General features: G+C 66.0%; 15 protein-coding genes. 3 read left to right on the top strand and 12 right to left on the bottom strand.

What is annotated here, in order from left to right; genetic code table 11:
• The first annotated feature begins 59 nt into the window (after positions 1–59).
• Positions 60–956: a non-homologous end-joining DNA ligase gene (gene ligD, locus IDH44_RS18230; protein ID WP_190920186.1), complete on the top strand. Its 897-nt coding sequence runs from the start codon at positions 60–62 to the stop codon at positions 954–956.
• Between the two features lie 211 nt (positions 957–1,167).
• On the opposite strand, the gene cls is transcribed toward ligD, so the two are convergent.
• Entirely contained in the window at positions 1,168–2,592 is a 1,425-nt protein-coding gene (cls, locus tag IDH44_RS18225) for a cardiolipin synthase (protein WP_190920184.1), read from the bottom strand.
• Positions 2,593–2,819: 227 nt separating this feature from the next.
• Between cls and IDH44_RS18220 the strand changes: the two genes are divergently transcribed.
• Together IDH44_RS18220 and IDH44_RS18215 are read left to right on the top strand one after the other, a co-directional pair.
• Entirely contained in the window at positions 2,820–3,755 is a 936-nt protein-coding gene (locus tag IDH44_RS18220; RefSeq protein WP_190920182.1) for a M23 family metallopeptidase, read from the top strand.
• Positions 3,756–3,811: 56 nt separating this feature from the next.
• A complete protein-coding gene (locus IDH44_RS18215) occupies positions 3,812–4,243 on the top strand; it encodes a bactofilin family protein (RefSeq protein ID WP_190920181.1) in 432 nt (143 codons plus the stop codon).
• A gap of 262 nt (positions 4,244–4,505) precedes the next feature.
• On the opposite strand, the gene IDH44_RS18210 is transcribed toward IDH44_RS18215, so the two are convergent.
• The 11 genes from IDH44_RS18210 to IDH44_RS18160 form a co-directional block, all read right to left on the bottom strand.
• Complete coding sequence (locus IDH44_RS18210; protein WP_317890209.1) at positions 4,506–5,291, bottom strand: ABC transporter permease; 786 nt, start codon at positions 5,289–5,291, stop codon at positions 4,506–4,508.
• Entirely contained in the window at positions 5,275–6,234 is a 960-nt protein-coding gene (locus IDH44_RS18205; RefSeq protein WP_190920177.1) for an ABC transporter ATP-binding protein, read from the bottom strand. Before IDH44_RS18205 ends, IDH44_RS18210 begins: the two co-directional genes overlap by 17 nt.
• Positions 6,235–6,516: 282 nt before the next feature.
• Complete coding sequence (locus IDH44_RS18200; RefSeq protein ID WP_190920175.1) at positions 6,517–6,795, bottom strand: hypothetical protein; 279 nt, start codon at positions 6,793–6,795, stop codon at positions 6,517–6,519.
• 436 nt (positions 6,796–7,231) lie between these two features.
• Positions 7,232–9,946, bottom strand: a complete 2,715-nt coding sequence (locus IDH44_RS18195; RefSeq protein WP_190920173.1) for a glycosyltransferase family 4 protein — start codon at positions 9,944–9,946, stop codon at positions 7,232–7,234.
• Between the two features lie 62 nt (positions 9,947–10,008).
• On the bottom strand, positions 10,009–11,205 hold the full coding sequence (locus tag IDH44_RS18190; protein WP_190920171.1) for a glycosyltransferase family 4 protein: 1,197 nt from the start codon (positions 11,203–11,205) through the stop codon (positions 10,009–10,011).
• On the bottom strand, positions 11,202–12,200 hold the full coding sequence (locus IDH44_RS18185) for a GDP-mannose 4,6-dehydratase (RefSeq protein WP_190920169.1): 999 nt from the start codon (positions 12,198–12,200) through the stop codon (positions 11,202–11,204). Before IDH44_RS18185 ends, IDH44_RS18190 begins: the two co-directional genes overlap by 4 nt.
• Complete coding sequence (gene gmd, locus IDH44_RS18180) at positions 12,175–13,185, bottom strand: GDP-mannose 4,6-dehydratase (protein WP_190920167.1); 1,011 nt, start codon at positions 13,183–13,185, stop codon at positions 12,175–12,177. The genes IDH44_RS18185 and gmd overlap by 26 nt, the downstream gene beginning before the upstream one ends.
• Before the next feature lie 50 nt (positions 13,186–13,235).
• A complete protein-coding gene (locus IDH44_RS18175) occupies positions 13,236–14,210 on the bottom strand; it encodes a glycosyltransferase family 2 protein (protein WP_190920165.1) in 975 nt (324 codons plus the stop codon).
• Positions 14,179–15,675 (bottom strand): hypothetical protein, encoded by a 1,497-nt coding sequence (locus IDH44_RS18170; protein ID WP_190920163.1) that lies wholly within the window; start codon positions 15,673–15,675, stop codon positions 14,179–14,181. The genes IDH44_RS18175 and IDH44_RS18170 overlap by 32 nt, the downstream gene beginning before the upstream one ends.
• A complete protein-coding gene (locus IDH44_RS18165; RefSeq protein WP_190920161.1) occupies positions 15,656–16,849 on the bottom strand; it encodes a glycosyltransferase family 4 protein in 1,194 nt (397 codons plus the stop codon). Before IDH44_RS18165 ends, IDH44_RS18170 begins: the two co-directional genes overlap by 20 nt.
• Positions 16,850–16,904: 55 nt before the next feature.
• Positions 16,905–17,117: hypothetical protein (locus IDH44_RS18160; RefSeq protein ID WP_223869802.1), on the bottom strand; the 213-nt coding region annotated here is incomplete at its 5' end.

Genomic DNA, 17,117 nt, shown 5'->3' with positions numbered 1-17,117 from the left:
TTGTCCGAGCCTGTGCCGGGTCCGTGTCCAGATTCATAGTAGAGAAGGGATGAGCGCACATGCCGAGGACGAGCAAAGGCGCGATTACGATTGAGGGGCAGACGGTGGAGGTGACCAATCCCGAGAAGCCGCTATGGCCGGAGATGGGCATCACAAAGCTGCTGTATCTGCAAAAGCTGGGCGAGCTCGCGCCCTATCTGATCCGCTACTGCAAGGGCCGCTATCTGACGACGATTCGCTATCCGCACGGCGTCGGCGACAAGTCGTTCTACCAAAAAAACTGCCCGCAGCCGGCGCCTCCCTTCGTCAAGGTGGCCGTGCACGCGGGCATCCGCTATGTCGAGCTGGACAGTCTGCCGACCCTGCTCTGGCTCGGCAATCTGGCGTGTCTCGAATTCCATGCTTCGTTCGACCGGATCGGCGAGCCGCTGCGTCCGAGCGAATGGGTGCTCGACATCGATCCTTCGCGCGAGGAGGAACCGCGCATCATGGAGGCTGCCGCGCTCGCCGGCGAGCTGCTGGACTCGCTGGGCGTCGCCGCTGTGCCCAAGACGTCCGGCGCGACCGGGATGCAGCTCGTCGTGCCGCTCGAGCCCGAGCTGACCTTCGACGAGCTGCGCGGCTTCGGACGCTTCCTCGCCGAATACCTCGTGCAGCGCCATCCACGGCTGTTCACGGCCCAGCGGCTCAAAAAAGACCGCGGCGACCGCATCTACCTGGACTATCTGCAGCACTACCCCGGCAAAACCTTGTCAGCGCCGTACACCCCTCGCGCGCGCGCAGGAGCGACCGTCTCGACGCCGCTCACCTGGGAGGAGGTGCGCGGCGGCGCGCGCATCGCCGACTATCACCTGCTGAGCATCGGCGCGCGCCTGAGCCAGGTCGGCGACCTGATTGCGAACGTGCCGCCCCAGCGCCTCGGCCCGATCATCGGCTTCCTGCAGCGCAAGACGTAAGCCGCTAGAAGTGTGGTGAAAAAGTGCCAGAGTGGCCGAAAATGCGTTGGAGAAAAGCATAAGCTTCCGAAGTACGTTCTTGCAGAACGTTTGAGCGCCCGCCATCTTGCTCCTGGATTCCTTCCTCTGAAAGGGTTAAATTCAAGGGATCGAGGAGGAACGGCGGTCGGAAACGCATTTCGAGCACGGCGGCTTACTATTCATCACACTTCTAAAGCAGCGGCGACAGCATGCGCGCAGCGATCTCGCCCGCCTTCTGAAGACGGGGCCGAGCGGCAAATTCGGCCAGCCGAATCTCGTGGCAATCGTCGAGATCGTCCATGAAGGTCTGCGCCAGCTCCTCGATCGTCCGCGTATCGAACAGCAGCGCATTCAACTCGAAATTGCTGTAGAAGCTTCGCAAATCCATATTGGCCGAGCCCACCGAGCCGAGCAGTCCATCCACGATCATGACCTTGGAATGAATAAAGCCCTTGTGGTACCGATACACGCGGGCCCCCGCCAGCAACAACTCCTCCACGTACGACAGCGAGGCGAGCATGACCAGCCGCGTATCGGCCACATAGGGCAGGATGAGACGCACGTCGACACCGCTGGCCGCGGCGGTCTTGAGTCCCATCAGCACGCCCTTGTCCGGCACGAAGTACGGGGTCGTGATGTAGATGCGTCTCTTGGCGACTGCCAGCGCGGCGAACACCGACTGCACGATCGCATCCGGCCCGGCATCGGGGCCGCTGGAGACGAGCTGCACCTGATCCTCGCCGACGCAGCCGTGCTCCGGCAGATAGCGCGAATCGGTCAGCCGCTCGCGCGCGGTAAACCACCAGTCCCGCATGAACACCTCCTGCAGCGAATACACCGCGTCCCCTTCGATGCGCAGATGCGTATCCCGCCAAAACCCGAGCCGCTTGTTGCCGCCGACATATTCGTCGCCGACGTTGATGCCGCCGACAAAGCCGACGATGCCGTCCACGACGACGATTTTGCGATGGTTGCGATAATTGATGCGCTTGTCAAAAAAAGCGATGCGCGGCGCCAGAAAGCACTGCACTTGGGCGCCGGCCTCCTCAAGCTCGCGTACGTAGGCGGCACTCAGCTCGTAGCTGCCGATACCGTCATAGATCAGCCGCACCTCTGCACCCTCGCGCAGCTTGTCCAGCAAGGCCCGCTGGAAACGGCGGCCGACGCGATCATCGCGCACCGTGTAATATTCGACGTGGACATGATGACGCGCGGCGGCGATCGCCTCAAGGATCGAGGCGTACGTGGTTTCGCCGTTATTGAGCACCTGCGTCGTGTTGCAGCCGGTAATCGGCAGACTGAATTGCTGCAGCAGCGCGAACATCCGCTCCTGCTCACGGAACTCCCCGCTGCCCAGATCCTCTGGACGGTGCAGCAGCCGCGAGCGCCGCAGCGCCTCCAGACGGGTCTCCTCGGAGATGATGCGGCGTTGCCGAACGATGCGGCGGCGCTGGAAGGAGCGGGCGAGGAAGTAATACATGACGAAGCCGATCACCGGGAAGACGAACAGGATGAGCAGCCAGGCCATCGCTTTGCTCGGATGGCGAAACTCGGCGATCAGAATCGTCGCAATTTGGAAAATGAATATTAGCAGCGCGAGTACAACCCAAATCATAGGGAACCTCATTTCCAGGACAGCGCATTTCAGGCCATCTTCTGCCGAATACGCATAGCCAGCTATCTTGCAATTACCCCAATTCAAACGGTCGAAACGCGAATTGTGGCGAAGTCCGTTCGCACAAAATCGCCGCCGGATGGCATGTTTTTGCATGTCCTCGAATAAATAGTGAAAGAACGCGTTCGTCAACCAAGTCCCGGCCGGAAGGAGGGAGCAACTGGGCAATGCGCAAACGAAAACAAGGCTGGTCGCTGCTCGTCATGCGGGGACCGGGCGACTCGGTCCGGCAGATCCGCGTCTCGCGACGATCCGTCGTCGCCGCGCCTGCCGCGATGGCACTGGCGCTGGGCTGCGGCATCGGCGGGCTGCAGCTGCGCGCCGCGCTCAAAATCCAGGAGCTGGAGACGGCATTGGCCGATCAGGCCGCGACGTATCGGACCGCGGGCGAGGCGCAGTCCCTGCGGTACGAGCGCACGCGCGCCGCGCTCGCCCGCATGGAAGACGAGGAAGCGAGTCTACAGCAGCGGCTTCAAGATCTGCAGACGTTGGAAGGCAAAGTCGAGGCGCTCAACCGCACCTACCGTGAGCTCGTGCCGCTGGCCAGCTCATCTCCCCTGCCCCGGGCGCACGAATTGGCACTGCTGGCCGAAGAAGGCGGGGAGAAGCTGTCCAATCTGGCATCGCTCGTCGACACGATGGAGGCCGCGATGGCGGAATCGCTGCGCGCTGCGAAGCATCGCGCAGCCCTGCTGGAATCCCGTCCATCGGTATGGCCGACCGATTCGCCGCGCATCACCTCGACCTTCGGCTATCGCAGCGATCCGTTCACTGGGCGATCCACCTTCCACGCGGGAATCGACATTGGCGGCCGACACGGCGATCCGGTCTATGCCGCGGCAGACGGCACCGTGCTGGAGACCGGTTACGATACCGGTAAAGGCAGCTTTATTATTATCGGTCACAGCGGGCAATTAAAAACGTCTTATCTGCACTTGAGCGGCATCGGCGTGCAAAAAGGCGCCAGCGTCTCGCGCGGCGACCGAATCGGAGCGCTCGGCTCGACCGGCCGCAGCACCGGCGCGCATCTGCATTTCCAGATTGAAGCGAACGGCGAGCCGGTCAATCCGCTCGACTACGTGCGGCGCGAGAGGCTCAGCTAGCGGCCGCGACGGACCGGCCGATCGGCGCAAGAGCCGGAAAAAAGGAGGATGCTACCATGTTCAAGGACAACAAACGTACGCTGTCCACCGATACACTGATCGGGCAAGGCACGCTCGCGGAGGGCAAGATTGCATGCGATGCAGGCATTCGCATCGAAGGCGAATGCCGCGGCGACATCACCAGCAAGGCCGAGGTCATCGTCGGCGAATGCGGCATCGTGCGCGCCGCGATCGAAGCGCAGGACGTGACAATCGCCGGCGCGGTCTACGGCGACATCACCGTGCGCGGACGGCTCGTCATCACCGCGACCGGACAGCTGCACGGCACGATGCAGGCGGCCGTGCTGCACATTCAGGAGGGGGCCCTGTTCAACGGCCAGTCGCGCATGGAGCGTCCCGGCGCAGCGCCGGCCAAGCCGTCCCCGCCGGAGGAGTACCGGACGGATGAGCCCGCCAAGGAGAAGGTCAAGGCCCGGCAAGCGGTCTGACAGGCCAACCGGCCATGCCGTCCATTTGCTCCATTTGGACTTGGGCATGCCGCCAATTGAGATCGGTTGTGCTCGGCCAGCTCTCCATGTATCTAACGGACATTAATGTCCGTCAGACCGAAAATCCGGCATGAACGCAGGCGCTAGAGCCCCCTAGCGGTCAAAAAGGCCCCGCGCGGAATCATCCCGCGCGGGGCCTTGGGGTCAAATTGAAAGGGTCTTATGCAAGAGCGGATTGACCAATTGAAGGCCTCGCCTAGGATCAGGCCGCCACGTCGCGCTTGCTGAATACGATCCAGGTAATGACCACGAACACGACATAATAGGCCGCCAGCACCGCCAAGGAGAAGCCCAACGACGTGCCCTCGATCATGCTGCTGCCGCCGCCGATATACGTCGTCAGATCAAGATTGACGAAGAGCAGATACTTGACCCAGGCGTAATCGAGCAGACTGAGCATGCCGGAGATGGCCGAGCCGATCAGCAGCAGGAAGATGGACAAGCCGATGGCCAGCCCGCCGCTGCGGAATACGGTGGAAATCAAAAACGAAATCGTCACGATGACGACCAGCGTAATGAACTCGAACAGATAGGTCTGCAGGAAATAGTTGAGCGCGGACAGGCTCCCCATCTCATTGCTGCCGTCGTAGCCGAACAGCAGCGCGTTGAGCCCCAGGTTCCACGCCAGCATGCCGACCATGAAGAGCAGCGCGAACAGCAGCAGCGCGATATACTTGGAGAGCAGCAGCTTGGAGCGGCTCCACGGGCGGATCAGCAGCAGCTTGATGGTGCCGGAGCTGAACTCGCCGGCGACGCTCTCCGCGGACAGAACGACGGCAAAAACCGTAACCAGCACGACGCTCATGCTTGTGTTGACCTGGAAGGGCATCCACATCGAGAGGCCGCCCTCTTCGAAAGCAAAAATACTGATGGGGACGGCAGCGGTGATCGCCAGGAGCACCCCCAGCATGATCCACGTCCGCGGGCGGCGGTAAATTTTCATGTTTTCGTTCGTGACCAACTGCCAAAAATCAGACAATGCGCTCACCCCCGGTCATTTCGAGGAATTGATCCTCGAGCGACTTGGCTTGCGTGCGGATGCCGTATACCTTGAAGCCCGCGCCGACGAGCCGGGCATTGATATTCGCCACCGTCTCGCGATCGGCCTCAAGCCGCAGCAGGCCGCCTTCGATGATCGCTCCGGCTTCGGCCAAGAGCTGCCGGGCCTCGTCGGCCCGATCCACGTCCAGCAGTACGGTGACCGCCGCCGCATGCGCATCGGTGCCGCGCGCAATCGGCCGCACATCGACGAGCCGGCCGTTCTGAATGATCGCCACGCGATCGCACATCAACTCCATCTCCGACAGCAAATGGCTGGAGACGAAGACCGTGATGCCCTCATTGCGCGCAAGCAGCCGCAGATAGTCCCGCAGCTCGCGAATGCCGGCGGGGTCGAGTCCGTTGGTCGGCTCGTCCAAGATAAGCAGCGAGGGCTTGTGCATGATCGCCTGCGCGACCCCGAGCCGCTGCCGCATGCCGAGCGAGTACGTCTTGACCTTGTCGTGAATGCGCGCCTTCAGCCCGACCAGTTCCACGACCTCTTCGATGCGCTGCCGGGAAATGCCGGGGATCATCCGGGCGAAATGGAGCAAATTTTGATACCCGGTCAAATATTTGTACATTTCCGGATTCTCGACGATGGCGCCGACATGCCGGATTGCCTGCTCGTAAGCGGTGCTGATACTCTGTCCGCGAATAATGATTTCGCCTTCCGAGAGCCGCATCAGTCCGACCATCATGCGAATCGTCGTCGTTTTGCCGGCACCGTTCGGGCCCAAAAAGCCAAACACTTCGCCTGCCGGGACGTCCAGGGTAAGATTGTCGATTAGCTTGCGTTTTCCGATACGCTTTGTAACGCCGCGCATTTGGACGACAGGCTCGTCCTCCCGGCCCGCATGCTGTGCGGGCGGCGCCTGTATTGGTTCAGCCATACTTTCCCTCCATCCTTGAAGCTGCTCCCATTATAAACGAAGCTTCCCAAGGAGTAAAAGCCGCTTTAAGGAAAATTAAGGTCGCTTGGCGGGATTGGCGCACAAAACGGATTTGCGCAATGGCGGCGCCGTCCGTTTTGTTTTGCCGCACCCTTGCGGCGGATGGTGTGCTGGATGTGAAGGTGCAAATGATCATTTGACTCCGGGCTCATACCGGCATCACTTCATTTTGCGCGCGGGCAGAGTGGCGTAGCCGCCCTGCTCCTAACGACAGGCTGGCGTTCAGGATACGTGCTCCGTACACGGGCAGCCTGCCGCACGGAGCGAGCTGGCGCTAGCCTGCTTCGTCCCGTCAGGCCCTTGCGGGCCGCTCTCGTCCAGAGCGGCCGCCTGCCGCCTGCCGGCCTCAGGCTTGACGTTCGACGCGCTGTCCGCGCAGTCGCCGCAGCAGCCCAGCGGATGCACGACCTTATAAAAGCCGGTATGAAACAACGTAGCCGCCCCGCCCAGCTCCTCCAGCCGACCGCAGCCTACGCAATAATAGAGATTGGACAGTGGCATGTCCGACGCGTCCCCCTTTATGAAAGCCCGATGCGGTTTGGAAAACAAAATGTTACAAAACGTATCTTTATAATCTTTAATTTATGACAAAAATCGCTATTTGTCAAGCGCGAAAAATGAGTCTTTTGTCGAGAAGCCGAATTGAAATGTGCCGAAATCCGGCACGAATGACGCACGTTCGTCAAAGACGATGGCGAAGGTTAGACCAAATCGCTGCCAAGGTACTATTGGGGGCTAAGATGGACGCCATGCGCATAGAGACAGGACGCGTGCGGAACTGGGGACAGATCCTTCTGCCACTGAACCGTCTGTTACTCAGACCATGTGCAGAGAATGGGCAAGCATGGCAAATCGGCGCGCCGGACTTACATCCGGCGCGCCGATTCACAAAAGGACAGACCATTCCTGGCAGCCAAAGCTCGGGGAGGGGGAGGGATTAGAGCGGTCTGCCCTGCGCACTGCGCGGCGGACGGGCGGACGGGGGCTGTCCGGTCGACATAGGCTGGACGGGTGCGGACTGTCCGGTCGACATAGCCCGGCTCCGCAACGTCTGCTCGAGCGCCAGGGCAAGGCGCGCAATAAATCGCGCTTCGTCGAACTGCTCGGCGTGACGGCGAATCCGCTCGGGATCAAAGGTGTAAATATCGAAATATTCCAGCGCCAGTACGAGCGCCTGCACGCGCTGTTCGTCGAAGAAGATGCCGTTGATTCCCGGAGTAATCGTATCGAGCGCGCCGCCGCCGCGAAAAGCCACGACAGGCCGACCGCACGCATTGGCTTCAAGAGGCGTAATGCCGAAGTCCTCCAGACCGGGAAACAGCAGCGCCCGGCAGTGCGCCATGTAACGCGTCACCTCCGTGTCCGGCAACCGCCCGGCAAACGTCACCGCTGGGCCGGCCAGCGCCTCCAGGCGCGCGCGGTCCGGTCCGTCGCCGATCACAACCAGGGGCGCGCCCAGATGCGTGCATGCCTGGACGGCGAGATCGATCCGTTTGTACGCCACCAGACGCGAGACGACGAGGAAGTAATCGCCCCGAGGGTGCCGCTCCAGCGGGAAGCGGCTCACCTGGACAGGCGGAAAAATAACCGGTGCCTCGCGTCCGTAATGACGGGCAATGCGGGCCTGAATCGCGCCGGAGATCGCCACCACCTCGTCGACGCGGCGCGTCGTGCGGCGATCCCAGAGCCGCAGCGGCGCCACCATCATCCGGGCCGCCGCCTTGGCAAGTCGGGGCGCCTGCACGCCGGCCATGTAGCCCTCGTAATCCCAGGCAAAGCGCATCGGGGTATAACAGTAGCACAGATGCGCCGCGCCGCGCGGGACGCGCACCGCTTTGGCGTAAGCGCTGCTCGAGCTGACAACCAGATCGTAGCCGCGCAGCCGGAGACTGCGCATCGCCAGCGGATAGAGCCAGAAGTACAGCTTGAAGTGACGGAGAATGCCGGGTATGCGCTGCATCCACGTTGTCCGGATGTCCGCTCCTTCCAGCTCTGGCAGCAGCCGCGCGCGGTCGGCGATCGTCGTATAGATCGGCGCGTGCGGAAACATGCGATGCAGCACACCGACGACGCGCTCGGCGCCGCCCATCTGATTGAGATAATCGTGCACGATCGCCACGCGCGGGCCCCCGCGCTCCGGCGTCGGCCAGATGCCGGAAGCCGCCATTGCGGCCATGCCGGCTCCGGCCGGCAGCGGGCCGTGTGCGACTGGTCCGGACGGCGGCAGCTCTGATGCGTCAGGCAGATCGATCGCGCCAAATTCAGGTGGCGGCAGCTCTGATGCTTCGCGTGCGGGCGATGCCGTCACCCGGTAGGCGGTCGCCGCGGTCTCGACGCTCGCGGCGGCCGCGGTCGTCGCCTCGCTCCGCGCCAAGGCGCTCGGCCGAGGCTCCTGATACAGCGCCTCCTCGAGCTCGCCCGGCGCAGGCGCGGTCGCCACTGTGTCGCCCCCCCGTCTGCTCGGCAGTCCGGCGTAGATGCGCTCGACGCGCTTCGCCGTGCCCGCGATCGTGAAGCGGGCCTGCACGCGCGCCGCCCCGCGCCGGCCCAGCTCCCGCCGCAGCTCCGGGTCACGCAGCAGCAGGTCCGCAGCGGCAGTCAGGCCAGCGACATCCCCGACGGCGTACAGCAGTCCGCAGCCGCCGTCCTCGACCACTTCGGGCACGCCGCCGGCGCGGGTCGCCACCACCGGGCGCTCCTGCGCCATCGCCTCGATCAGCACGCGGCCGAACGGCTCATGGTCCGAGCACAGGAGCAGCAGGTCGATCGCACAGCACAGCTGATCGACATCGTCGCGGTGGCCGGTGAAGCGCACCCGCTCGGCGATGCCCAGTTCGCGCGCGAGCTGCCGCAGCTCGGCATCGTAGGCGCGGTTCTCCGCGCGAAACTTCGGCTCGCCGACTACCCACAGCTGCAGATCATGGCCCTGCCGGACCAGCTCGGCAGCCGCCAGCAGCGCATCGCGCTGCCGCTTCCACGGCGCGATCTGACCGATGATCGCCGCTACCATCGTCTCCCCGGCCGCGCCCAGCTCGTCGCGCAGCCGCATCCGGTAATGCTCGCGCCGGCTCGCGTCCATCGGCTGCAGCGCGACACCGTTGTGCACCAGATGCAGGCGCCCCTGGAGCCTGGCGCTGCGCATGCCGGCCAGCACCGGCTCGGAGATGCCGATGATGCCGCTCGTCGTCAGCGCGGCCACGCCCCGGATCGCCCGGCCGATCCAGCCGCCGGGCGGCATGTCGCGCACATGCCACAGCACCGGGCGCCGGTGCAGCCAGACGTAGGCCGAGGCCATCAGCCCGGCGCGCAGCGAATTGGCATGGATCGCGTCTGCCCGGGCGCGCCGCACCGCCAGCGCCAGACGCAGGCCGGCGCGTGCCATGCCGAGGGCGCCGCCGAGCAGCCGCAGCGGATTGCGGCTCAGGCGCGCCCGGTGGCTGGCCAGCGGCATGCAGGCCAGCCCCGCCTCGCGGGCGCGCCGCAGCAGCTCGCCCTCTGGCGCGAGCAGCAGCGGCTCGGCCCGCTGCAGCGCGCCGGCGGTCAGCAGCAGGCTGATCTCCGCCCCGCTGACGTCGCTCGTATGATTGTAGAACGCGATCCGGCGCGGCCGGGCGACGTCCCCGTCGGAGCGGCGCGCATCCCTCTTTGGCATGTGACTGAGATCGTGATTGTCCTTGTCGATGTAACTGTCATTGTGACTGCTCTGCGCCCGGTTCATCGCGCCACCTGGCCGCTGCGCGCGTGGACGGCCTCCGCGAACAACTCCCCTACCTGCCGCGCCACCTCCGCCCACGTGTAGCGGGCGAGCACATGCTCGCGGCATTGCGCCGCATCCGGCAGCCGTACCGCGCCGCCGAGCACCGCGTCCAGCCTGGCCGCCAGCGCCTCCGGACTGCCGTCCGCGAACAGCAGCTCCGGCGCGAAGCGCTCCAGGATCTCGCGCGTCCCGCCGTACGGCGTGCCCAGCACCGGCGTGCCGCAGGCGAGCGCCTCGACCGTGACGAGGCCAAAGCCCTCCAGCGTCGCCGTCGGCACGATGCTGCAGTCCGCCGCCTGATACCACTGCACGAGCGCCTCGTTGGAAATGCGGCCGAGCAGCACGACGCGCCCCCCCAGCCCCAGCTCCGCGATCAGCGCCCGCAGCGCCTCGCGCTGGACTCCGTCGCCGGCTATATACAGCACCGCCTGCGGATGCGACTGCGCCACGCCGGCCATCGCCCGAATCAGCCGATCCAGCCCCATGCGGGCGGCGAGACGACGCGCGCAAAAGAAGACGCGCTGGTCCGGCAGCAGACCCAGCTCGCGCCGCACCAGCTCCCGATCCGGCGCCGGGCAAAAACGCGCCGTGTCGACCGCGCCGGGAATGATAGAAATGCGTTCAGGCGCGATGCCGTAGCTGTCCGCCAGCACGTCCCGGAAGTACGCGCTCAGCACGATGAAGCGGTCGGAACGGCGATACGAGAGCAGCTCGATGCGGCGCTTGAGCCGATATCGCACGCCGCGCGCCAGGCGCCCGCCCCGATCCTCGACCCGTCCCTCCTGCGCCCACGGGCCGTGAAAATGCGTCACGATCGGGACGTGGGGCGGCAGGAGCTGACGCGTCACCATCATCGCATAAAGCGCGAAGTGCGGATTGAACACATCCGCCGGCTCGCGCCGCAGCTCGGCGCGCACCGCCCCGGCAAAGGCGCGATTGCGCGCCAGCGTACTCGCGCCCGCCGCGCCCTGTGCGGCCGGCGCGAGTACCTCCTTGACGTAGGACGGCGCGCTCACGCGCTCGCCCCGCGCAGTGATCAAGCCGCGCATGTCGTGGCCCTGACGTCGCATGGCCTCCATGTAATCGGCAAAATACCGGTTCAGCCCGCCCGGCGTATGATCGAACCAGCCCATGCCCGAAGCCAGTATATTCATTCCCAACGCCTCCTCCCCCTCTCCCCGCCCTCCCATGACGGCTCGCCCCCGGCCCGCGAGCGGGTCATCCGGTCGCGCCACCACTGCAGCGTCTCCAGCACATGCGCGCCAAGTCCCTCCGGCGGCGTCCAGCCGGTGAGGTGCGTCAGCTTGTCGGGCGCGCCGACGTAGACCGGCAGATCGAGCGGTCGCAGCCGCGCCGGATCGATGCGAACCTCGATCGGCCGCGCCGCCACGTCCAGCAGCTCGCCAAGCATGTCGCGGATGCGGCGCGCGCGACCGCTGCACACATTGAACACGCCGCTGCCGACCTCCTGCTCCAGCAGGGCGACGTATGCCTGTGCTACCGCTGTCGCCGGGAGGAAGTCGCGGCGCGCCTCGAGATTGCCGACCTCCAGCACAGGCGGCAACAGCCCGGCCTCGATGCGCGCGATCCGCGAGGCAAAATCGCTGATCGCGAAGCCCTCGCGCTGCCCGGGCCCAAAATGGTTGAAGGCGCGCGCATGGACGACGCAGATGCCCGCGCGCGCGCCGAGCTGCAGCGCCAGCTGACCTGCGGCCAGCTTGCTCGTCGCGTACGGATTGCGCGGCAGGCAAGGATGCTCCTCGGTCAGCCGATTGCCCGTCTGTCCCGCGGCCCCGTATTCGTCGCCGGAGCCGACCGACAGCAGCTTGATGCCGCGGTCGACTCGCGCGATCGCCTCCAGCAGGTGTGCCGTCCCGACCGCATTGACCGTCATCGTCTCGGCCGGTGCGCGCCAGGAGTCGCCGACGCGGCTGAATGCCGCCAGATGCGCTACGGCGTCCGGGCGCGCCTCGCGCAGCGCCGCCTCGATGCCTTGCGGATCACCCAGCTCCAGCGCTACGGACGCCGCGGCATCGGGCTGCGGCGTGCCGCCGCGCGTGGCCGCGACCGCCTCGTAGCCGCGCGCTGCGAGCTGCCGGACCAGGATGCGGCCGACGAAGCCGTCAGCTCCCGTAACCAAGACGCGCATGCGCCGTCTCCTCCTCGCTGCGCGCGACACGCGCCAGGTCGGCCTCGACCATCATCCGGATCAGCTGCTCCAGCGAGGTGCGCGGCGCCCAGCCGAGCCGCTCGCGCGCCTTGGCCGGATTGCCCAGCAGCACGTCGACCTCCGCAGGGCGGTAGAATTTCGGATCGATGACGACGTGATCCTCGTAGTTCAGCCCGACGTGGCGGAAGGCGATCCGGCACATCTCCCGCACCGAGGTCGTCTCCCCCGTGGCGATGACATAGTCGTCCGCCCGCTCCTGCTGCAGCATCCGCCACATCGCCTCGACATAGTCGCCGGCGAAGCCCCAGTCGCGCCGCGCATCGATGTTGCCGAGCCGCAGCTCGCGCTGCTGTCCGGCCTTGATGCGGGCGACCGCGTCGGTCACCTTGCGCGTCACGAATTCGATGCCGCGCAGCGGCGACTCGTGATTGAACAGGATGCCGCTGCTCGCGTGCAGTCCAAAGCTCTCGCGGTAATTGACAGTGATCCAGTGCCCATACAGCTTCGCGACGCCGTAGGGACTGCGCGGGTAGAACGGCGTCGTCTCCGACTGCACCTGCTCCTGGACGAGTCCGAACATCTCGCTCGTCGACGCCTGATAGAAGCGCGCAGACGGCTGCAGCAGCCGCACCGCCTCGAGCAGCTTGGCGACGCCGACGCCGGTCACCTCCGCGGTCAGCACCGGCTGCGCCCACGACGTGCCGACGAAGCTCTGCGCGCCGAGATTGTATACTTCATCGGGCCGGCTGCGCTCGACTGCGCGCAGCAGCGACGACAGATCGCTCAGATCGCCCTCGAGCAGCTCGACCTCGCCGCGGATGCCGAGCTCGTCGAGCCGCCACGTCGTATCCGTGCTGCGCCGGGCCAGCAGACCGCAGACCTTGTACCCTTTGTCCAGCAGCAGCCGGGTGAGGTACGCCCCGTCCTGACCGGTAATGCCGGTAATCAATGCGCGCTTGTTCATCCCACTCCACTCTCCAATCCTATTGTGTATAACCGGTATTCGAGCCATCCTCACCTGCCATAAGCGCGCCGGCCCGGCGAACGGGGCGGCAGCGCGTCCCGGCCGGCTTCGGCGGCGGCGCGCTTGCCCGCGGCGCGTCCGCGCTGCGTCTCTTGCCAGCGCAGCCGCGCCTCGGGCGCACCGCGCAGCAGCAGCAGGAGCGCCCATACTGCGCCCGGCTTGGCCGCCGTGCCGCAGAGCTGCGCCCACCACCAATAGGCGAGCCTGCGGGGTCCGCCCAGATGCTTGATCATGATGTACGCCTCGTTGTAGGCCATATTGAACTGGGCCGCCCGATTGAACGCGCCGCGCTGATCGCTGTCATGCCGCTGCGCCGGGTAATGATCGAGCCGTACCTCCGGATCGTATACGAGCTTCCAGCCCGCGCGCTTGACGCCGTAGCTGAAGTCCAGATCGTTGTGCACCTGCGCGCCCGTCCCGGCGAGCCGGGTATCGAAGCGATGCTCCCCGACCGCCGTGCGCCGGTAGCTCATGTTGGCCCCCTTGAGCACGTCCACCTCGCGCGGCGGGCCGTCGCCCAGATGATGATTGCCGATGACGCGGCCGTGCCACTGCACAATGCCGACGCGCCGCCGCCGTTCGCTCACGCGCCCGCGGGCGGTGTGGACGTCGTCGCGCCCGCCGACACCGCCGACCGCCGCGTCCGCTTCGAAATGGCGCTCGATTCGCGCCAGCCAGTCGGGGGCAGGCACCGTATCGTCGTCGACGATGGAGACAATATCCCCGAGCGCCGCCTCGAGGCCGCGATTGAGCGCGGCCACCTGTCCCGGCAGTGCGACCATCGCCGTACGCAGCGGCAGTCGCGCCGCGGCCGGACCGGTCAGGAGCTGCGCGGTCTCTTCGTCCCCCTCGCGGACGACGACCACGACCTCGTCGGGCCGCCGCCGCTGGCGGCGCAGTCCCTCGAGGCAGCGATACAGATCGGCCGTGCGCTTATACGTCGGGATGATAACGGACATCCGCATGCGTCTGCTTCCTCCTCTCCAGCTGCCGCGTCGCCGATTCCGGAGCGGACAGCCTTCCCGTATAGGCATCGAGGTATCCGATGCACAGCCAGATGATGACCACCGTCGAATAGTTGCCGCCGATCGACCAGCTGCCGAGCGTCCCGAGCAGAATGCCGAGCACGGTGAGCTGCGTCACTCCTTCGCGGCAGCAGGCGAAGGCCAGCCGCAGCGTGCGCAGGATCAGCCATACATAGAGCACCCCGCCGAACAAGCCGGTCGAGACCAGCATATTGCTGAAGTCCACCTCCGAATTCATGCTGCTGCCGCCGAACTTGTCGCCCGCCAGCGTCGTCGCGCCGAGCCCGTAGCCGAGCGGATTGCGCAGTCCGGACGCGATGCCATCGACGAAGTAATGCCAGTGCAGGCCTAACGTGGAATGCTCGGCGTCAAACGGATTGCTGAGGCCGTTGACCTGACGCGCGGCGAAGGAATTGTCGCCGACATCGATTGAGGTAATGAGGCGAAAGGCCAGCAGGCACGCCGCCAGCATCGCGATCGCCAGCGCGGCGCGCGCACGCGCGCTGCGGGCATGAGCCACAGTGAGCGCCGCCAGCGCCATCAGACCGAGCACGACCGGTGTGCGGCTCGCGCCCATGAACAGCATGTAGGCCGTGAGCGGCAGCGTGAGCAAGCCGATCGCGCGCTGCAGCGGCCGGCCGCGCAACAGCCAACACCAGGCGATGATCGTCGCGATCAGCAAGTACTGCGTATATTCGGCCGCGCTGGTGAAGATCGAGAACGGCCGCACGATGCCCGGACCGATCATCAGCGCCGCGTAGCCCGCCGTATAGACCCAGCGCAATTCGAAGTCGAAGAAGCCCAGATGCATCTGCTTGAAGCCGTAGAGCGCGCCGAGCGCGCCGACCGCCAGCACGAGCGCCGTCACGATGCGCATCCAGCGCTCGTCGGCATAGATGCGGGTCAGCAGCAGCCACATCAGCGGCACTGTGTAGAAGATCACGCCCCCGAGACCGGACATCAGTCCGCCCTGCAGCGGATTGAGCACCTGCAGCAGCTCGATCAGCAGCAGCCAGCGGACGATCCGGAACAACCGGGTGTCATTCATGATCGGCTGGCGCTGAATGTACGTGCGATAGGCCCAGTACGAGCCGAGCAGCAGCACCGTCATCGGCGCCAGCAGTATGAGCGGATCGATCGCGCTCCAGCCGGCATAGGGGATGAGCCAGCGCCGGAAGATCCCCATCAGCGGCAGGTACACGAGCAGCCCGAGCATCGCCAGCCGCGGCCGGCGCAGACTGACTGCCACGATGCCGAGCTGCAGCGCGACGAAGATCAGGATGCGCAGCTTGGCGCCGTCCAGCGACCACTGGCCGATCAGGTAGCTGGCCAGCAGCACGAGCGGGATACCGGCTGCCAGCCGCACCGGCCGCAGATGGATGAGCCTACGGATGAAAAGGCTCAACGCCGCGTCCCCTCTCCGGCTGTCGGGCGGCGAGCAGCTCGTCGTACAGCCCCGTCATCGAAGCGTGCGCCCGCTCCCAGGTGAGCGCGGCGACGCGCGCTCCCGCGCTCTCGCCCAGCCGCCGCCGCAGCGCCGGGTCGTCCAGCAGGCGGCGCAGCGCCCTCTCGATGCTCTGCGCCGAGCGCTCGATGTACAGCCCGTCCTCGCCGTCGCGAATCAGATCCTCGACGCCGCCGACCCGCGTCGCCACAATGGCCAACTGGGCGGCGGCGGCTTCGTGGACGACGAGCGAGAAGGTCTCGTAGCTCGACGGGAAGACGAAGACATCGCTCAGCCCGAGCCACGCCTCGGGCTCCGGCTGATGGCCCGCGAAATGGATGCGCGCCGCCGTCGCTCCAGGCAACGCGGCCGTATACGCCCGTTCGTCGCCGCGGCCGACGACGACCAACTGCGCCTGCTTGTAATCGCCGGCCAGTCCCGCGAAGGCTTGCACGACCAGATCCAGCCCCTTGCGCGGCCAGTCGCCGCCCATGAAGAGCAGCAGCACGCCCGCTTCCGGGAGGCCGAATCGCCTGCGCAGCCGCCGCTTCTCCGCTGATTCGCAAGGCCGAAAGCGCGTCAGATCGACGCCGTTGGGAATGACCGTCACCTCGCGCTCGCCATACGGATAGGCCTCCAGCACCTCCTGGCGCACGCGGCGCGAGACCGCCACGAGCTGCCGCGTGCGCCGCGGGCGGTAGATGCGCCGCTCGAGCCAGCGCGCAAGTCCCGCCGCCAGACGGCTGTTCAGGCTGCGCCACAGTCCCTGCCCGCGCGTACGGGTCTGACCGGCCGCCCGGCGGTAGCCGGCGTGGCAGAAATGCACCGTCGACACATCGGCCCGGTTGAAGACAATTGCGCCGGTCGTGTGCAGCAGGTCCCGGCGCAGCAGGGCAATGCGCAGCGAGGCCAGCACGGCGAACAGCGCCGTCTTGAGCGGCGCCGGCCGCCGGATAACCGGGATACGGATGAAGCGAATCCCGTCCGGCGCTCGGACCTTCATGCTGCAGGCGACGACAATCACCTCGCATTCGCCGCCGAGCCGGCTCAGCAGCTCGTCGAGATGCAGCTCCATGCCGCCGCTGCCGCCGGCATCGTGGGCGACATAGACGACGGTCGGCTTTCGTTTGGTCATGCTTGGTCCTCCTCTTCTCCCTTTGAATACCGTGCGCATCGCGCGGCGCGCGCACTCACACCCGCTGCAGCGTCTCCCGCCCAGGCCGTTCGCCGCGGGGCAGCTCCGTCAGCCGGGCGGCAAAGGCCCCGGCCAGCGCACGCTTGCTGTATCGCCGGCGGACCGCCTCCAGACCGGCCGCGGCCGCCGCCTCCCGCTCCGCCTGCCGCGCGGCCAGCCCGAGCAGCTGCGCGGCCAGCGCCTCGGGCTGCCGCTCGGGCACCGTCCA

The organism is Paenibacillus sabuli (genome assembly GCF_014705605.1).
Classification (GTDB): domain Bacteria; phylum Bacillota; class Bacilli; order Paenibacillales; family Paenibacillaceae; genus Paenibacillus_D; species Paenibacillus_D sabuli.
The sequence above is the reverse complement of the archived record's forward strand: the minus strand, read 5'-3'. Positions and strand labels throughout refer to the sequence as shown.